We start from the raw sequence: 17,485 nt of genomic DNA, 5'->3' as shown, positions 1-17,485 counted from the left end.
CCTTTTTATACTTTCCGATCATGCTTATCCCTGTATTCCACAGGCGTCATTTGCGTTATTTTCTTAAACAGTCTGCTAAAATACTTCACGTCATTGAATCCCGATTTCTCAGCTACTTCGTAGATTTTATACTCCTTCATCAAAAGCAATCGTTTCGCTTCATGTAATCGCAGGTCGATGACATAGTCAATGAAATTTTGTCCCGTGTGTTTCTTGAATAAATTTGAAAAATAGCTTTTGCTGACATGAATAAAATCGGCCACTTCCTGCAATGTTAATTCATCTGTAAAACGGGATTTAATATAATCAATAGCATTATTAATTAATTGCCCGCCTTGTCCACGATCGGTGGAAACAAGAAAACCCGGATGCTTCATTTCGTCGACCAGCCCGTTGATCGTCTCGATTAATCCATCCAAGGTTTCCGAATGTAAAATGCGATCCCGGGTATCCGCCAGCAGTTTTGCGTCTCCGAAGGAATAAGCTAGAGCGGACAACAACTCGTAAGCTTCATTCTTCACTTGGTCGGGTGGATTCTTTCTCTTTTTCCAGCGAGAAACGAAACACTCCAATACGGTGGCCGTATCCCTTGCTTCACGGATCATATCCAAAATACGGTGCAGTGGAATGGATTCCGGAGAGGGTTTAAAAGTATAAGAAGTCGAATCCTTCCACTTGAACGATTTTCCCGCCCCTTCATAAAACCGCCGGACGCTGGCTTCTCGACTTTTTTTGAGCCCTCTTTCAAGCCATTCATCTGCTTGTTCCACGCAAAATCCCAACGTGATACTGACGTGAAGGTCACTCTCGATGCGAGATTTTAGTTGTTCAAGGATAAGTTCTGTATCTCCTTCTTGCGGAAAGATCATAAATATTCCCTCACCTGCAAGAATGGGAGCGCTTCCCTGCGGGATTTGGTCATAAAAACAAGCCTGTATTTCTTCATAAATGATACTGATATGAAGCTTTCCGTACAGCTCTTGCCATTTTTCAAGTCCGTCCAATACTCCGAAGGCACATACATAAGCTTCTGTTGTTTCTCCAAAAATATCAGTAAACCTCATTTTCGCCTGCTCCGTAACGAGCCATCGGATAATTTCCTGTTCCAGCCGTTTTCTCTCCAATTTATGCACATGTTCCGAAAATATTTGCCGCTCTACGACTTGTTGCCTCTGCTTTTGAAGCATCACCTTACAACGGTCCAGCACTATGATCAGTTCTCCGGCTTCCAACGAAGGTTTTAGTAAATAGTCTACCGCTCCATATTTCATGCCTTCTCTGACATAATCAAACTCGTTATAGCTGCTGATCAGAACGACTTTCATATCCGGATTTACCTGCAATGCCTTCTGTGTAAGCTGAAGACCATCCATGAGAGGCATTTTAATATCCGTAATCAAAATATCGATCGGCTTTGTTTGAATCAACTCCAGCGCTTCCACCCCGTTTGCACAATCCCCTTCCAACTGAAGTCCATGCAGTTCCCAATCGATAAAACCTTTCAGTCCTTTTCGGATTATGGGTTCATCATCAACGATCAGCACACGATCTGTCATTTTCCAACCTCCTTCGGGAAACGAATCAAAATCAAGATTTTCGTTCCTTTCCCCACTTCGCTGTCAACGGTCATTGTTGAGCCGTCATCATAATACAGCCGCAAAGTGTCCGAAATATGCATCAGTCCGATTCCCATTCTCTTTTGTCCGCTAGCCGATGTCAGTTGTTTTAACTGATCTCGACTCATACCAGCTCCATTGTCTTCAATCGTTATCCATAATTCCCCTGGCTTTACGATAGAGGAAATCTTAATGTTTCCCCCTCGGTTCAAAGGAACGAATCCATGGAAAACCGCATTTTCCACAAGTGGTTGTAGCAGCATACGTGGAATTTTGAAATGTTTGGATTCAGGCTCTATGTTCAAAACCAGTTCATATTTACAATCATAACGCATCTCTAAAATGACCAAGTACTTCTCGATGATCTCCAACTCTTCCGAAAGGGTGATCAGTTGGCCGTTTTTGCCCATATTGGCTTGCAAGAGACGGGTTAAAGCAGCCAGGCCTTCATCAGCCCGGTTATTTTCCCCGGAACGGATCAGCCAACGTAATGTACTTAACGTATTATAAAGAAAATGAGGATGAATCCGGTAGGTGACGGCTTTAATTTCAGCCTCCATTTTTTGTCTTTCTTCCTCTCCTACCCTCGTCATCAATAGCTCTATTTCATCAAGCATTTTGTTGAAGTGCCTGCTCATAAGTCCAAATTCATCAGTAGCTTTCACTTGGGTGCGAACCTTCAAATCCCCTTGTTGAACTTTTCTCATTCCGATGGTCAATTGTTTAATCGGATTGGTTACCCATTTCGCGATGATTAAACCAATGATGACGGCAATCAAGGCAAAACCCGAGGATGTTAATAAAATGCGACTATGAAGTTTGTCCAGCGCCCCGGTAATTTCTGATGCCGGAACTGTACCCACCAATATCCACCCGTTGCTTAACAACTGCTTGACTCCGTAATAACGAGTATTCTTCATTGTTATTTCAAATTCCGCAGCATCTTTTAACACAATTTGTTCGTAAAGCTCCCGGCTAGAAACCACTTGTCCGACTTTGGACAAATCGGGATCAATCACGATTTTCCCATGCCGATTAACGACCATAAAGCTTCCCGTCTCACCTAATTTCACTTGACTGATCGTATCAATGATTGACTTCCCGTTTAAATTCACTAGTAATATTCCGATTTGATCCAAAGATTGAAAATCTTTCATGGCTCGGCTAATCGGAAGAACCAGGTCGGTGTTTTCTCCCCCGCCGCTAAAGGGGTCTCTACGTAAGCCCAACCAAACCAGTTCCCCGTCCTTCTCTCTAGATTCCTTCACCCACTCCAAGCTGCTAAAATCCATTCGCTTTAGTTTTACGGATGAGAATGTACCGCTACCCCAACCAAGACTGCCGTCTTTCACGATATTTATGCTTCTCACAAAGGAACTCGAGAACACGACATTATTTAGTCGAGCCGCCATGTCCCGACTCAAATCTACTTGGGTACCGAGAGAGCTGCTTTTAAAGTGGTTGACGGATTGTTGGATATTTAAGTCGCTATAGATCAAATCCGATGTATCGCTACCCACATTAAGAATCGACGATAAGGAATCAGCCGTTTGCTTAGTCAATTGTATAGCCGAAGCCCGAACATTTTTCTTTACCAAGGCGGATGATTCCAGATAAAAGGAAAATCCAGATAAAATAGTCGGAATAAGGATGATGAACAAAAACGCCAATATCATTTTGGTAGCGAATCGGTTCTTCATTCGATTAAAAAATGACATTTGCTGCTCATCTCCCTAGTTTGTTTCATAGACATACATAATCAATACTTTAAGTGACGCAACCCAATCGGATTGGACCACATTTCTCCATTATTGATTATAATACCAATCCGCTCAACAATCATTGCCATTTCCTGACGGGGGGCTTCGGGTAACCGAATCTCCCGACGCTTCCATTTCATGGAGTAAAAATTAATCGTACGAAAGTGAAACGAGCGAAATTTCATAGGCGCTCACACCTGTACTGTCTATTGTTATGTCGTATATTCAGCAAACGCTTTCATATAGTACGGAAAACCAAAACGAGCGAGCTTAGAATCCCGCCTCATTTTGGTATCTTTTCTAGCGTGTTATTTATACGATATTTTGATTAAATCCCAGTATTTTAACTTTGGCAGCTCAATAGCGACTTGGCCGTCCTTTTGTTCAAACGCCAATTCAACAGGCGACCCTCCATAGTAGTCCGGGGAAGCAAACATAATCCGATCCACTTCTCCGTTTGTGCGAACTGCAACTTTCACATTTTGACGCTCGGTAGGTTCGGTCTGTTCTCCGGCGGAATCATTCCAATCCATCGTTGCCGCATCTGTGAAGTTAATGAAATGAATAATATCATCGCCATTCCTTTGCTTGGCAAAGGACCATACTTTACCTTGATCGGCAGATGCAGAAATTTGTACGTCGCCTGTTCCCTCAACTGTAGTCTTGGATTCTTCCAACCCGCCTCGCAGTATATTCTGGTAAGCTACAAGGAAATCGTAATAATGAATTAATTGCTTCTCAAGCTCAACCGGAATTTTCAAATTCTTGTTTGGAAAATATTCTTTAGCCAACATGTTCTCCCCAAGCTCGAGGTGGGATCCGCCGGAAGCAAAAATAACCGCATCGGTCAGTAGGACCCCCGGAGTATTAAACTCCCCCGGAGCGTTGGCCAGATCATAGTTCATATAAGCGGCCAATACCGTATTTAACCGTTGTTTGCTATATTTCGTGTTCTGATCGATAATTTCTTTCAGGTTTTTATACTTCGGATGACCATCCCATACTTCCGTATACAGAAAATCCAGAGGTGCATTAGGGGCCATAAAAGCTTGCCCGTACTGCCCGACCGCATTCATGACGTAGTATACATCTAATTGTTCCTTAGCTTTTTTCAAAAAGGAAACGTATCCTTCAGGCAGTTTGACACTTTCTCCCTGCGCATTCCAAAGACCTCCACGGTCCCCTAACTGGTCTACATGCCACCCGTCAAAGGGCAGATGCTCAAAAACTTCGGCTTCCTTCGAGATCAAATAATTCTGCCATTCCGTGTTCGATGGATCATATAGCATAATGTCACTGGCCCATCCTTCCGGAAGTGGGTGTTTATCCTGATTTGTCGCGCTTGGATCTTTAAAGAGCCCCCACTCCCGTTTGACTCCGTCCTTCTCCGCGTCTTCATATGCTCCGAAGATCAGGTTGTAATTCATTGCTTTCATGTTGCGGGCGTGGACCAGATCGATATAACCTTTCACCGTATTGAAAGCAACCGGGCGGTTTGCGATATCCTCCCAGCTTTTTGCCGGTTGGCCTCCATCCATCTTGATCGGCGTCTGATGCTTATACTGCCAATCATAAAATTGCACCCCGTTGATATGGAATCGGTTCAGACGTTCAATGACCGCTGCCATCTCATCTTGGCTCATTTCATGAAAATCCGCCAAATACCCGTACCGAGGGAATTTAGTCCAATCGGAGGAAACATCCACTGCGATATTAAGATGATCCTTTGCCTTTCCATTTTGGATCGAGAAAATCTCGGCCATATAGCCCTTTCCGTCCTCTTTCGGAGGAGCCCAGGTCCAATCCAGCTTTTCGCCAGAACCTTTCAATACCTGTTCTTCGATCACTTTCTCCAGATGGCGGTACTGGACTCTAACCTCCGCATCACTAACGCTTTCCTTAAAATAAAGCGTAAAGTTTACTTGTTCTCCAGGCTCATAGGCCGCCTTATCCGTTGCGACTCGGTCCATCATTGACTCACCCGTCACCTCTTCCGCTTTTAACAATTGCTTTTTATTGCAGCCTGCAATCAAGACCGTCAAACAACTTAATATTACAAGTGAAGTTCTCCCCAACTCCCAAAATTTCTTTACCATATCGCTACTTCTCCCATCTTCGTTAATGAACTAACCTTTTACACCGCCTTCATTAAATCCGCCTTGTACGAACTTCTTCTGGAAAACAACGTAAAGAAACACGGTTGGAATCAGCGCAATGATTGAAGCCGCAAACACCCAGCCGTAGTTGGTTGCGTATTTATCGTTAAACATAAGCAAAGCGATCGGCAGTGTTCTCATCGCCTCGTCTTTAATAATGACAAGTGCCGTAAAATATTCCTCCCACGTGCCTTGGAAGGACAATACCGCTAAAGTTCCGATCGCCGGAAGGGATTGCGGCAAATAAATATTCCAGAAAATCCGCCAATTACCGCCCCCGTCTATGAGGACGGACTCCTCATATTCCTTGGGGATGCTTTGGAAAAAACCTCGGAGGAAGAACGTACTCCCGACTACTCCGCCCCCAATATAAATCAGCCATAGCCCCCAGTAGGTGCTTACCAGTCCAAGGTTTTTGATAATAAGAAACTGCGGGATAATATTAATGACACCCGGGATCATCGTCGTCAACAAGAATACGCGGAAAAGCAGTTCCTTGCCCGGAAACTGAAATCTGGCGAATCCGTAGGCCGTTAAGCATCCCAGCAGCATACTGCCGACCATGGATACGACCGTCACAAGCGAACTGTTCAGGAAGTAACGGGCAAAATTATTTTTGTTCCAAACAAGAAAATAGTTGTCCAGATTGGGGACCACCGAGAAAATTTCTTTCGGTCGTGGCAGTGAATACGCACTCTTGATAAAACTAGTCAAGATCATATATACAAAGGGAAACAGAAACGCTAGCGCCCCCATAATAATGACGGCATATACGAGGAGTTGAAGATACCATTTTGTTTTCATCGTCCGCCCCTCCTACAACATTTTCTGATTGCCGAATTTCTTCATCTGGGTGTACGTCACCAAAAATACGGTGATTCCCATCATGACGGCAACAGCGGAAGCATATCCGAAGTTAAAGTTTTTGAACGCCTGCATGTACATCAAGCTTGGAAGCGTCTGGGTCTGGTCCATCGGCCCTCCTCTGGTGATGAAATACACCTGCGGGAAGAAGTTAAAGGCCCCGTTAACCAGATTTATGATCACAAACGCGGTTACCGGCGCGAGCATGGGCACCGTAATGCTCCAAAACTGTTTGATTCCGCTCGCACCGTCGATTTGGGCGGCCTCATAATATTCTTTCGATATCCCCTGAAGACCCGCCAAATATATGACAACCCCCCAACCAACAGTCTTCCAGATATGGAACAGCCAAATCACGATCATGGCCGTCCAGTAATTTGACAAAAAATTGACCGGCTCCGGGAAAATGCCGAGAACCTTATAAAAAATGAAGTTGATAAGGCCGTACTCCCCGCCTGCAAACAAAAATCTGAACAAAAATGCAACGACAATCCAGGACGTAATAATTGGTAAATAATACACGGTTCTGAACACAAGTTTGTATTTTACAAAGTGAAGATTGATCAATACAGCAAATACGATCGCCAACAGCCAATTAATCGGCACGGTAACGATCACGTTCAGAATGGTGTTGCGAATTGCCATCAATACCTTGTTGTTGGGATCGGTAAAAGCCGAAATATAATTTTCGAATCCGACAAAGGGATTCTCCGCATTTGGCATGATACTGTAGTCCTGAAAGCTGATAATGATATTTCGGATCATAGGGTAAACGACAAATACCGCCGTTCCGAGCACCCCCAAAAAAATAAAAGGCAAAACCGCCATCCATTGTTTGAAGCCTTTTTTCATCCGAGTTGCAGCCGGCGGTTTATTTCCAGTTTGCGGTTGGCTGGCCAATGGAATTGACATCTTCACCACTCCTTTTCCTTCCGGTTAAAGATGCTTCGCCTGATGATATCATCAGGCGAAGCTCCCTTATAACTCTTGTTTCAATTATTTATTAAGAATAGCCTCGATATTTTTTGCAGCTTCATCCAGGGCCGCTTTCGGTTCCGATTCGCCGCGTACCGCTTTTTCGATCGCCAGGTTTACGATCGTCTCCATTTCTCCATACTGCGGAATCGGTGGCCGTGGGAGAGCCTTTTCCAACTGCTTCACGTATTCCGCCACGTATGGTTCTTTCAAAACGGATGGATCGTTTGCCGCCTTTTGATTTGTCGGAATCAATCCGGCTTTGGCCAACATTTTTTGGGGTTCTTCCGTAGTCAACCACTTGGCAAATGTCCAAGCTTCTGCCGGGTGTTTAGAATTTGCGAAAATAACTAAGTTTTCACCACCGACAACCGAACGACTGCCCCCAGGGCCTTCAGGAATTTGCGTCCATATCGTATCCTCGATGTTAAAGTTTGCATTCTCTTCATTCATCAATGTGCTAAAGAACCAAGGACCATCATCAATCATGAAATATTCATTGTTTTTCAATCCGTCCCATACTCCCGGTTCGCCGCCAAGCATGGTAGGGATAATCAACCCTTCTTTGCCCCACTGTACAATTGTCTCAAGTGCCTTCACGCTTTCAGGGCCATTTAAATAGCCTTCAACTTTGGTATAATCCTCGTTTGTCAAAACCCCGCCAAGGCTCCAAAAGTAAGGCGACACTCCCCATACATGCGCTCCCGAGATACCAATTGCGCCTTTGGCTCCTTTCTCCATCGCCTTTTTGGAAGCCGCAACAAACTCATCCATCGTTTTTGGCGCTTCTGTAAGCCCTATTTTCTCTAAAAGCGTCTTATTATAAATCGCGATCTTTGTGTTCGTATTCAAAGGAACACCATAGTAACCGCTGTCAAAATGGTTTGTTTCCATCGGCGCATCAAATACGCTGGACTTCACTTCCTCAAACCCTTCCATTTTGCTGACGTCTTGCAGTGCGCCCATTTTCGCGAATTCAGGAACCCAGATAATATCCATTCTCATCAGATCCGGCGCGGCATCACCGGCCACACCCGCAATAACTTGCTCTTTTAACCCTTCATAAGGCATTCGGGTCAAATTCACCTTGATCTCCGGATGCTCTTCTTCGAATTTCGGAACTACCTCTTCCATCAGCACTTTTTCTTCCTGTTCCCCGTAGGTATGCCAGTATTCGATTGTTACTTGCTTTTGGCCGCTGTTTCCGGAGCCCGTCTTGTCTGATTTACTGTTCGAAGCCGAGCCGCCGTTACTTCCGCCACAAGCTGACAATGATATTGCCAAAACAGCCGCCATAACACCAAAAGATATCTTTTTGTGCAACTTCATTACTATGAAACCCCCTTGTGCAATTTAACTTACTCTTTTATTATGAGGCGGAACTCCATGGCGAGTAACCGTTTACATTTAGCTCAAGGTGAACAATATTGCGAAGTTAATGTTTCCAAATATACCCAATTTAAAAAAGGTGCATTATATTTTGATGGAATCTCAAAATAATGCACCTTTAGCAACTTTTATTTACCAACTACTTAGAGCTTGCTGAACGCTTCTTTAACAGGGATTCGGAAATAGGCGCCCGCGAGATAGTATCGTAAAAATGAAGCAAAAAAGATCACGTAGCCTGCGCTCCCAATGCCGGTCCGCTGAGCCGGATGTGAGCCGGATGCCATGCTGTTTACAGAAAGCCCGATTCTCGCGTGTGCGGTAGATCTGATCGGCTTGGACGAGAGAAGGGGCAGCCCCTTCTTCTATACCAATCTATATACTCTCGCTTCATAAGGTCTGAGAATCCACTCACTGATCGGTCTTTCAGTCACGTTTTCGTAATTGGAAATGATTAATTGACTTCCACTACGATATTCCTCCAGCTTTTCCGGAAGCGTGAATTCCGCCTCCCTGTCAGAGAAATTGAGAATCACGATCCATTTTTCGTTTCGCCAAGTTCGGGTATAAGCATAAATTTGCTCATGCTCTTCAGCCACGATGTCATAATCGCCATAGATCATAATCGGATGCTGCTTGCGCAATTGGATCAATTTTTTGTAGTAATGAAAAATGGAATCCTTATCCCGCAGCGCATCCTCGACATTAATCTCCTTGAAGTTGGGATTTACTCCGATCCAAGGCTCTCCTGTCGTGAATCCGGCGTGTTTGCTTTCGTTCCATTGCATCGGAGTCCTTGCGTTATCCCGGGATTTTGCATAAATCGCGGCCATCGCTTGCTCCACCGGCATGCCCCCGTCATGAACCGCCCCTTTAAAGAAATTTAGCGTCTCGATATCCCGGTATTGGTCGATATTATCGAATTTCACGTTCGTCATGCCAATTTCCTCGCCCTGAAAAATGTAAGGCGTGCCCTGAAGGGTGTGAAGGAACGTGGCCAGAAGCTTGGCCGATTCCTTCCTATATACCTTGTCATCGCCAAAACGGGACACCATTCGCGGTTGGTCGTGGTTGTTCAGATAAAGGCTGTTCCAGCCTCTGCCGTTCAGTCCGTATTGCCATTTGTTCGTAACAGCTTTCAAGTCGGCCAGCTTCCATTTGGTAAAGTTCCACTTCCCGCCTTCCCCGGCGTCGATATCCATCGTCTCGAAATGAAATACCATGTTTAATTCTTTGTTAGCCGGATCCGTATAGCGCGCAGCCAGCTCCGGCGTCACTCCCGGCATCTCCCCGACGGTCATGACGTCGTATTTGGACAATACCTCTTCGTTCATTTCTTTCAGATATTGCTCCAACCTCGGCCCGCAGAGGAAAAACTCGCCTCCCCAAGCATATTTGTCATCCCCAGCGCTCGGCAGACCTTCCGCTTTTGAAATGCAATTGATCACGTCCATGCGGAATCCGTCGATCCCCTTCTCTAACCAGAAAGTCATCATATCGTATACCGCACGCCGGAGCCTTGGATTCTCCCAATTCAAATCCGGCTGCTTCTTCGAAAACAGATGCAGGTAGTATTCATCCGTCACCTCGTCATATTGCCATGCTGAGCCGCCGAAGAAAGATACCCAATTGTTCGGTTCGGAACCGTCCTCTTTCCCGGGTTTCCAAATATAAAAATCACGGTAAGGATTATCCTTGGATTTTTTGGATTCCTGAAACCAGGAATGCTCGTCAGAGGAATGATTGACCACGAGGTCCATGATCAACCGAATACCGCGTTCATGAAGGCCGTGGAGCAGCTCCTCCCAATCGTCCATTGTGCCGAATTCATCCATAATATCCTGATAATCGCTGATATCGTATCCATTATCGTCATTCGGAGATTTATAGACCGGACTCAACCACACGATGCCTACTCCGAGCTCCTTCAAATAATCTAATTTGCTGATGATCCCCCGCAAATCTCCGATCCCGTCTCCGTTGCTGTCCATGAAACTGCGGGGATAAATCTGATAAACGACTTCTTCTTGCCAAAAAGCGCCCATTTTCACCTAAAGTTCCTCCCAATACCGCATATAAATAAAAGCTTCAAATTCATCTTAAAAAATCTCTCTTTCGTGTACAACATTCTATAATCTCCAAAACATCAAAAAGGAGAGCGTTGACATATTCGCCCTCCTATGATATCTGTCTTTAAATTAACGAACATCCTCCAGAGGCGCCACCCGCCCGTAAGAGAATTTGGCAATATGACTCTTCGCCGCCCAGCGCACGCTGTTGGCAATCACCTGAAGCACCTCGGGGTGGTGGTATACGGGGAATGTTTCATGTCCCGGCCGGAAGTAGAAAATATTACCCTGCCCTCTTTTGTAACAACAACCGCTGCGGAACACTTCACCGCCTTCGAACCAGGAAATAAAGATCAATTCGTCCGGGGCCGGGATCTCAAAGCGTTCCCCGTACATTTCTTCCTTCGGAATTTCGATATACTCGCCAAGGCCCTTCGCGATCGGATGGCCGGGCTCGATAATCCAGATTCTTTCCTTTTCTCCGTCATCCCGCCATTTCAGCGCTCCCGTGTCCGTGCCCATAAGGGCTTGGAATATTTTTGAACCGTGTCCCGAGTGAAGGACGATCAGACCCATTCCGCCCAGCACTCGTTGGCGCACTTTTTCTACGATCTCATCGCTCACCTCGTCGTGAGCCAAATGCCCCCACCAAATCAGCACGTCGGTTCTATCCAACACCTCATCGGTCAGTCCGTGTTCCGGCTCGTCGAGCACGGCGGTTCCTGCCTCCAATCCGTCCTGGCCGTTCAGATAGTTCGCAATGGCCATATGAATGCCCTCCGGATAAATCGCTTTCACTTGTTCACTATGTTTTTCATGTCGGTATTCGTTCCATACGGTTACGTTGATGTTAGATATGATGAAACACCTCCTGTTTGATAGGAGTCCATCGTTGTTCCGTAAATGATTCGATAATAGAGTCAAGGGTAAGCTGATTCATATAACCGTCTTCCATATCGGCGTCACACCCATCCCCTTTTCCTTGGACAAGGTTAATAAAAGACTGCATCTGATCAGTTCGGAAGAATTCAGGAATTTCCGCTTTCCGGAATCCGTGGTCTCCTTCTTCGGAAAAATGGACGTAAAGAGTGTCCTCCTCTTCGAGATTGTACACAAGTGCTCCGCGGGTACCGTAAATCTCCAGCTGTTGGTAGTTCCCCCGCCCGTAAGCGAATCTTGAAATGGACATGGCTCCCGAAGCGCCTCCCTTAAGCCGCATCAGCACATGACAGTAGTCGTCGACGTCGACCTCCCCCTTGCCGTCTCCGGAAATGAGGCCGCGTTCCTTGATAATCGTATCCGCATCGGCAATCACCCGTTCTGCATCGCCGACGAGAAAACGCTGAAGATCGAGAATATGCGAGCCTAAGTCTCCCAGCGCCCCCGATCCCGACAGCTCTTTGCGGAATCTCCAGACCAGCGGAATGCTTTCGTCCAGTCCCCAGCTTTGCAGATATTGGCTGTACACGTGTTTAATATCGCCTAATTTGCCCTGGTCAATCAGCCATTTTGCATATCTCACCGCCGCTTTGTAACGGTAACTGAAGCAAACCATATGCGGCAGGTAATCGTTCGCCAGCATATCCCTCAGCATACGCGCCTCCCGCGTATCCAACGACACCGGCTTTTCAAGGGCAAAAGGCTTACGCCGCTTTATCGCCTCACAGGCGATCGCATAATGATTGTGATTTGGCGTACCGATCGTCACTGCGTCGAGTTCGGGATTCTCCAGCATTTCCGTAACACTCAAATATCTTCGCGTTTCCGGGATGCCGAGTTCTTCGCCCCTTCTTGCCAGCGCTTCTTCATTGCAATCGCAAATCGACCATACGTCGGCATCCTCACTGGACAATATGCCCCCAATATGCATGTCCGCGATACCGCCCAAGCCGATCACACCGATTTTGAGCTTTTCCATTTCATCGCCCCATCCCTTTTAACATCGTTTTAATCACCCCCCCAGTATAGAGTGTGATAGAATGGACGGAAATGGCGGAAAGATACCCTTTTTGTACAAAAGCGACTTTTATAAATTGACCTGGGAGGATAAATATGCTTGCTATTAATGTGGAAGTAATGCCGAAGATCAGATTGATGGGGTTCGTTTCCTATAAACAGCCTTGGATTCACTTTAAAAGAACGACGCACGAATGTGTTCTCTATTTCATCAAAAGCGGTGAGCTTCATCTCCGGGAAAACGGTGTCGACTATATCCTGAAGAAGGGGGATCTCCTTGTCCTGGAGCCAAATTTGGAGCACGAAGGCATAGATAAGCACGTTTGCGACTATTACTATGTTCATTTTGAGCATTCGGACATGAAAGCGGTGGAGGTGAAAAATATCCTTTCCTTAGCCAAACACGTCATTCTGGAAGAAGAAGCCCATCAGACCGGCCAGGACAATTCCATTTGTTATTTCCCAAAAAACTATTCTTTGTCGAAAAAAGACCTGTCTTTTTCCTTTCTTGCGATGAATGAAATACTGGTGCTGTACAGGCGCAAATTTTTCAACCGCGGATTGACCGCTCTAAAATTTATCGAATGGCTGATCGAGGTCTCCAGGAAATACTTTATCGATACGCTTCAAACTCAAGAGGGAGGCAATACCAAGTCGTTCATTAAAGTCCACGCCTTGCTTGACTACATTCATGAGCACTATACCGAAAAAATCACCAGCACGGACATCGAGCAGGAATTTAATTGCAATTATGATTACATCAACCGGGTATTCACCAAATGGACCGGCCGGAGCATTATGCGTTATGTAAACCGGATTCGAATCGATCATGCGAAGGAATTGATCGAAGCGACCCATTTAAGCTTTAATGAAATTGGCTATTTGTCCGGGCTGGACGATCCGTACTACTTTAGCAAGGTATTTAAGAAGTATGAGGGGCTTTCGCCCAGTCAATATTATAAAAAGGTTCGGGAACGAGGAGAATCCGGGCAATAGCTCAGACTCATTTCCCGACTTTTTTGATCAATGTTGATTCACCCCCTTGGTTTCGTCTTTGTCTCGTAAAGCAATATTTTAATTTTGGAGAATAATGCAAAAAAGACTTCGCAAGTCGAAGTCAACGTATCGGAAGCCAGCTTAGATCACACTTATATCCTCTGTTTTTCATGCATCGAGTAAAAAATGCCTTTTTGGGACAACAATTCATCCGGGCTGCCTTTCTCCGCAATCTTGCCGTGATCGACCACGATGATGTAGTCGGCATTTTTAACCGTCGACAGTCGATGCGCAATCACCAAAATGGTCTGACGGCCTTTCAATTTTAACAAAGTATCATTTAAATGACTTTCCGTGATGGCATCTAAAGCCGAAGTATATTCATCCAACATGAGAATTTTGGGATCATTCATGAAAGTTCTGGCCAATAAAATCCTTTGAATTTCCCCGCCCGATAAATTTTCTCCGTTGCTCTCCACCTTTGTATCATATTTGTTCGGCATAATCTCGACAAAATCTTTCACATGCGCAAGTTCAACCACATGATCAAACCTTTGGAGTAAAGCTTCATTCAGCTCTTCCTTTTGGATGGGATAAATAATATTCTCAAGAATGCTGTGGTTCCAAAGGATCGGTTTTTGCGGATTATAGCCCACATACTTTCTGAACTGATGGATGTTGAATTCGGAAATGCGGATTCCGTCAAGCAATATTTCTCCAGACTCCGGTTCAATATGCCGGTGAACTAATTCGAACAAGGTGGATTTTCCCGAGCCGCTTAAACCTACAATGCCGACAAAACTCCCTGGTGCTACATCGAGGTCAAAATTTGAAATTCCGGGGGAGTTTTCACCTGCATGGCTGTATGAGACATTTTTCAATTCCAGCCTGGGGATTCTATTGAAATCAGGGGTGAGACTACCATATGGCAACGTATCCAATTGAAAAATTTCATTTATATTCCCCATAATAACCTTCATTCTGGTCAAATCGATATTGACTGTAAACAACGACTTAAAAATACTGTAGAGTCTCGGGAGCAATATAATAAACGCAAGTAACGTGCCCGGCGAAATTTTTCCAGATAATATTAAATAGAGGCTGTAACCGTAGATGATGCCCGTAATTAAGGAGATCACCGTATCCGCGATCAAGTTTACGACCATATGATGAAAAACATAGGATTTTTTGGATACGTTCCAGGCTTGATCATTCCATTCATTCCATCTCTTTTTTTCCACCTCTTGTCCATTAAATATTTGAACCGATTTAAGATTGGAAAAGAAATCATTCAAATAACTCATGCCCTTTTCCAGGATCGAATAATAATTTTCGTCGAGAGTTTCTGTTTTTTTTCTAAATCGTTTAAAAATGTACATAAAGACCGGAAACGAAACGATTGCAACCAGCGTAAGCTCGATGCTCATCGAAAACATGATCCACAAAGTGGCAAACAATAAAATGAGATTAGAGACGACCGACATCACGGTCTCTACAACGAATACTTCGCATAACATCCCGACTTGGGAAGTTAGCCGGTTCATCATTTCTCCTCGTCCAACCTGATCCATATGTTTAGGTCTAATTTGAAGTACATGCGAAAATAATCGCATTCTTAAGTTTTTTGAAAGTTTATTTCCCAGCTCGTTATTGTAATATGCGGTAAAACTATTGAGCGCGGCAAATAGAACCGGAATGAGCACGATGAACAAAATATAAAAAATGGCGGTATTGATTTCCTTTCTGGGCAAAAGCTCATCGAACAACTCTTTGAAAATTACGGGTTGCAGGATGGAAACGAGTGAAGCGGATATATTGAAAAATAAAATGAGAAACAGCACTTTTTTGCTTTTCTTTAAAACCTCGATAATGGCACTCCTGGCTTGATTCACCATTACACCGCCTCTCGCAATCATTTTTCCCGGCTAACGCATCTTGGCCCTAGCGTACTTAGCACAATAGATCAATTCAAGATCATCTTATCGGGTGCCGCAGATGATTTGTACCTGTCAAAATATATGTATTCACCCTAAAAATGATCGAAATCCAGCCGGGCTTGCCCCGTACCCGAACGCAAAAAAAGCCGGGCTGCTCGCCGAGCTCCCGGCCACTTCTTATTGTTTCTGCTTGTAAAACTCGTGGTACAGCTTCATGAGCGCCCTTTTTTCGATCCGCGACACGTAGCTGCGGCTGATGCCAAGCTCCTTGGCGATCTCCCGCTGGGTCCGCTCCTCGCCTCCGAACTCCAGCCCGAAGCGCCCCTTGATGACTTCCTGCTCGCGTTCGTCCAGGATGTCGAGGTTGCGGTAAATTTTGCTTTTTTCGATTTTCAGCTGCACCGTATCGGCGACGTCGTCGGCTTCGCTGCCGAGGATATCGATAAGCGTGATTTCATTCCCCTCTTTGTCGGTTCCGATCGGATCGTGGAGGGAAACGTCTTTTCGTGTCTTTTTAAGGGATCTTAAATGCATAAGTATTTCGTTTTCGATGCAGCGCGCGGCAAACGTGGCGAGTTTCGTGCCTTTTCCCGTCTGAAAGCTTTCGATCGCTTTGATCAGCCCGATCGTGCCGATCGAGATCAAATCTTCCAAGTCCTCGCCGGTATTGTCGAATTTTTTGACGATATGAGCCACCAGCCGCAAGTTATGTTCGATCAGCATGTTGCGGGCATGAGCATCCCCTTCGGACATCAATTGAAGGTATTTGCTCTCCTCTTTTTCCGTCAGGGGCTGAGGAAAAGCGTTATTTTTGACATACGATACCAGCAGCGTCAGTTCTTTGATAAACAGGGCAATAAAGCTGAATAATCCGGGCACAGATGACACCTCCTGCTGAATGGCTTAGGACACCGCGACTTCGTCAAAATACCACGGCGGCTCACAAGTGCGGTCTGTTCATTCTATGTGGGCGATGACCCATCTGTGCCTGTACGGAGCGAAAAAACGGGTTCCGCATGCGGAGCTTCCTTTTGCACGCCATCGTCAACATAAGCAGCGATAAAAAAGAAAAAAGCCGAACGGTGTCACCCGGACGGCTGCAAAACGATGGCTTATTTGTTCTGGAAAGCTACTTTCAATCCCAGCGCGATGTAAATCGTCCCAACGATTTTTCCGCTCCAGCGGCCCAACCAGGAGATTCGCTTGACCGCCCTCCCGATCGCCTGTATGCCCGCGGCAAGGGTCGACGTGTAAATCATGCTTAACATGACGAAGACGAGGCCGAGGATCAAAAATTGGATCAGGGTCGAACCTTGCTCCGGATGGACGAATTGCGGCAAAAACGATAAAAAGAACAGGGATGTTTTCGGGTTCAACACTTCGATGACGACGGCTTGGCCGAAAATCTTGGCGGAGGTCTGCGGCGCGACCTGCGGGAGCTGCGGGTCCGACGGTTTTTCCATGATGGCGCGAACGCCCAAATAGAGCAGGTAGGCGGCTCCGGCGAATTTGACGGCGTTAAACGCGATCGAAGAGGTCATTAAAATGGCCGAAAGCCCGATGCTCGCAAACAACGTATGAACCAAATCGCCCGCCGCGATGCCCAGGCCGGCGATCATGCCGGCTTTGCGGCCGCCCTGGACCGCACGGGAACCGACAAGGAGAACGGCCGGGCCCGGGATAACAAAAAGACCGAGGACGATTACTGCAAAAGCGCCCAACGTAGCCAACGAAACCATGAATCTTCCTCCTGTTTGCTTTATCGCTTTA

Annotated in this window: 13 protein-coding genes and 1 pseudogene; 1 reads left to right on the top strand and 13 read right to left on the bottom strand. The window is 45.7% G+C overall.

Translation table 11 applies throughout. From position 1 onward, the window contains the following. Nucleotides 1–5: 5 nt before the first annotated feature. The 10 genes and pseudogenes from MKY58_RS07170 to MKY58_RS07125 all read right to left on the bottom strand — a co-directional run bounded on the left by MKY58_RS07170 (nucleotide 6) and on the right by MKY58_RS07125 (nucleotide 12,744). Nucleotides 6–1,556 (bottom strand): response regulator, encoded by a 1,551-nt coding sequence (locus MKY58_RS07170; RefSeq protein WP_339324018.1) that lies wholly within the window; start codon nucleotides 1,554–1,556, stop codon nucleotides 6–8. Continuing rightward, a complete protein-coding gene (locus tag MKY58_RS07165; RefSeq protein WP_339324017.1) occupies nucleotides 1,553–3,334 on the bottom strand; it encodes a sensor histidine kinase in 1,782 nt (593 codons plus the stop codon). Before MKY58_RS07165 ends, MKY58_RS07170 begins: the two co-directional genes overlap by 4 nt. Before the next feature lie 350 nt (nucleotides 3,335–3,684). Further along, entirely contained in the window at nucleotides 3,685–5,472 is a 1,788-nt protein-coding gene (locus MKY58_RS07160; protein ID WP_339324016.1) for a glycoside hydrolase family 66 protein, read from the bottom strand. 30 nt (nucleotides 5,473–5,502) lie between these two features. After that, nucleotides 5,503–6,336, bottom strand: coding sequence for a carbohydrate ABC transporter permease (locus MKY58_RS07155; protein WP_036715280.1), 834 nt, complete (start codon nucleotides 6,334–6,336; stop codon nucleotides 5,503–5,505). Between the two features lie 12 nt (nucleotides 6,337–6,348). Continuing rightward, nucleotides 6,349–7,308 carry a sugar ABC transporter permease gene (locus tag MKY58_RS07150; RefSeq protein WP_081992821.1) on the bottom strand — a complete coding sequence of 320 codons (960 nt, stop codon included), beginning with the start codon at nucleotides 7,306–7,308 and terminating at the stop codon, nucleotides 6,349–6,351. An 84-nt stretch (nucleotides 7,309–7,392) separates the two neighbouring features. Further along, nucleotides 7,393–8,700, bottom strand: a complete 1,308-nt coding sequence (locus MKY58_RS07145) for an extracellular solute-binding protein (protein ID WP_339324015.1) — start codon at nucleotides 8,698–8,700, stop codon at nucleotides 7,393–7,395. A 301-nt stretch (nucleotides 8,701–9,001) separates the two neighbouring features. Beyond that, a pseudogene (locus tag MKY58_RS07140) lies at nucleotides 9,002–9,093 on the bottom strand (transposase); the annotation flags it as partial. Between the two features lie 29 nt (nucleotides 9,094–9,122). After that, nucleotides 9,123–10,802 carry an alpha-glucosidase gene (locus MKY58_RS07135; protein ID WP_339325076.1) on the bottom strand — a complete coding sequence of 560 codons (1,680 nt, stop codon included), beginning with the start codon at nucleotides 10,800–10,802 and terminating at the stop codon, nucleotides 9,123–9,125. Between the two features lie 153 nt (nucleotides 10,803–10,955). Continuing rightward, nucleotides 10,956–11,684, bottom strand: coding sequence for a ThuA domain-containing protein (locus tag MKY58_RS07130; protein WP_339325075.1), 729 nt, complete (start codon nucleotides 11,682–11,684; stop codon nucleotides 10,956–10,958). Beyond that, a complete protein-coding gene (locus MKY58_RS07125; RefSeq protein WP_339324014.1) occupies nucleotides 11,677–12,744 on the bottom strand; it encodes a Gfo/Idh/MocA family oxidoreductase in 1,068 nt (355 codons plus the stop codon). The genes MKY58_RS07130 and MKY58_RS07125 overlap by 8 nt, the downstream gene beginning before the upstream one ends. A gap of 134 nt (nucleotides 12,745–12,878) precedes the next feature. On the opposite strand from MKY58_RS07125, the gene MKY58_RS07120 reads away from it, so the two are divergent. Then, complete coding sequence (locus MKY58_RS07120; protein ID WP_339324013.1) at nucleotides 12,879–13,778, top strand: AraC family transcriptional regulator; 900 nt, start codon at nucleotides 12,879–12,881, stop codon at nucleotides 13,776–13,778. Between the two features lie 152 nt (nucleotides 13,779–13,930). Here the strand turns inward: MKY58_RS07120 and MKY58_RS07115 are convergent, their stop codons facing one another. The 3 genes from MKY58_RS07115 to MKY58_RS07105 all read right to left on the bottom strand — a co-directional run bounded on the left by MKY58_RS07115 (nucleotide 13,931) and on the right by MKY58_RS07105 (nucleotide 17,454). Further along, on the bottom strand, nucleotides 13,931–15,673 hold the full coding sequence (locus tag MKY58_RS07115; RefSeq protein ID WP_339324012.1) for an ABC transporter ATP-binding protein: 1,743 nt from the start codon (nucleotides 15,671–15,673) through the stop codon (nucleotides 13,931–13,933). A gap of 219 nt (nucleotides 15,674–15,892) precedes the next feature. Beyond that, the gene (sigK, locus tag MKY58_RS07110) at nucleotides 15,893–16,594 is read right to left on the bottom strand and encodes an RNA polymerase sporulation sigma factor SigK (RefSeq protein ID WP_036712481.1); all 702 of its coding nucleotides are present in this window, start codon (nucleotides 16,592–16,594) and stop codon (nucleotides 15,893–15,895) included. Nucleotides 16,595–16,827: 233 nt separating this feature from the next. Then, nucleotides 16,828–17,454 carry a LysE family translocator gene (locus MKY58_RS07105; protein ID WP_339324011.1) on the bottom strand — a complete coding sequence of 209 codons (627 nt, stop codon included), beginning with the start codon at nucleotides 17,452–17,454 and terminating at the stop codon, nucleotides 16,828–16,830. Nucleotides 17,455–17,485 lie beyond the last annotated feature (31 nt).

The organism is Paenibacillus sp. FSL W8-0194 (assembly GCF_037969745.1).
Classification (GTDB): Bacteria; Bacillota; Bacilli; order Paenibacillales; family Paenibacillaceae; genus Paenibacillus_AQ; species Paenibacillus_AQ cookii.
This window is presented reverse-complemented; position numbering and strand designations above follow the sequence as displayed.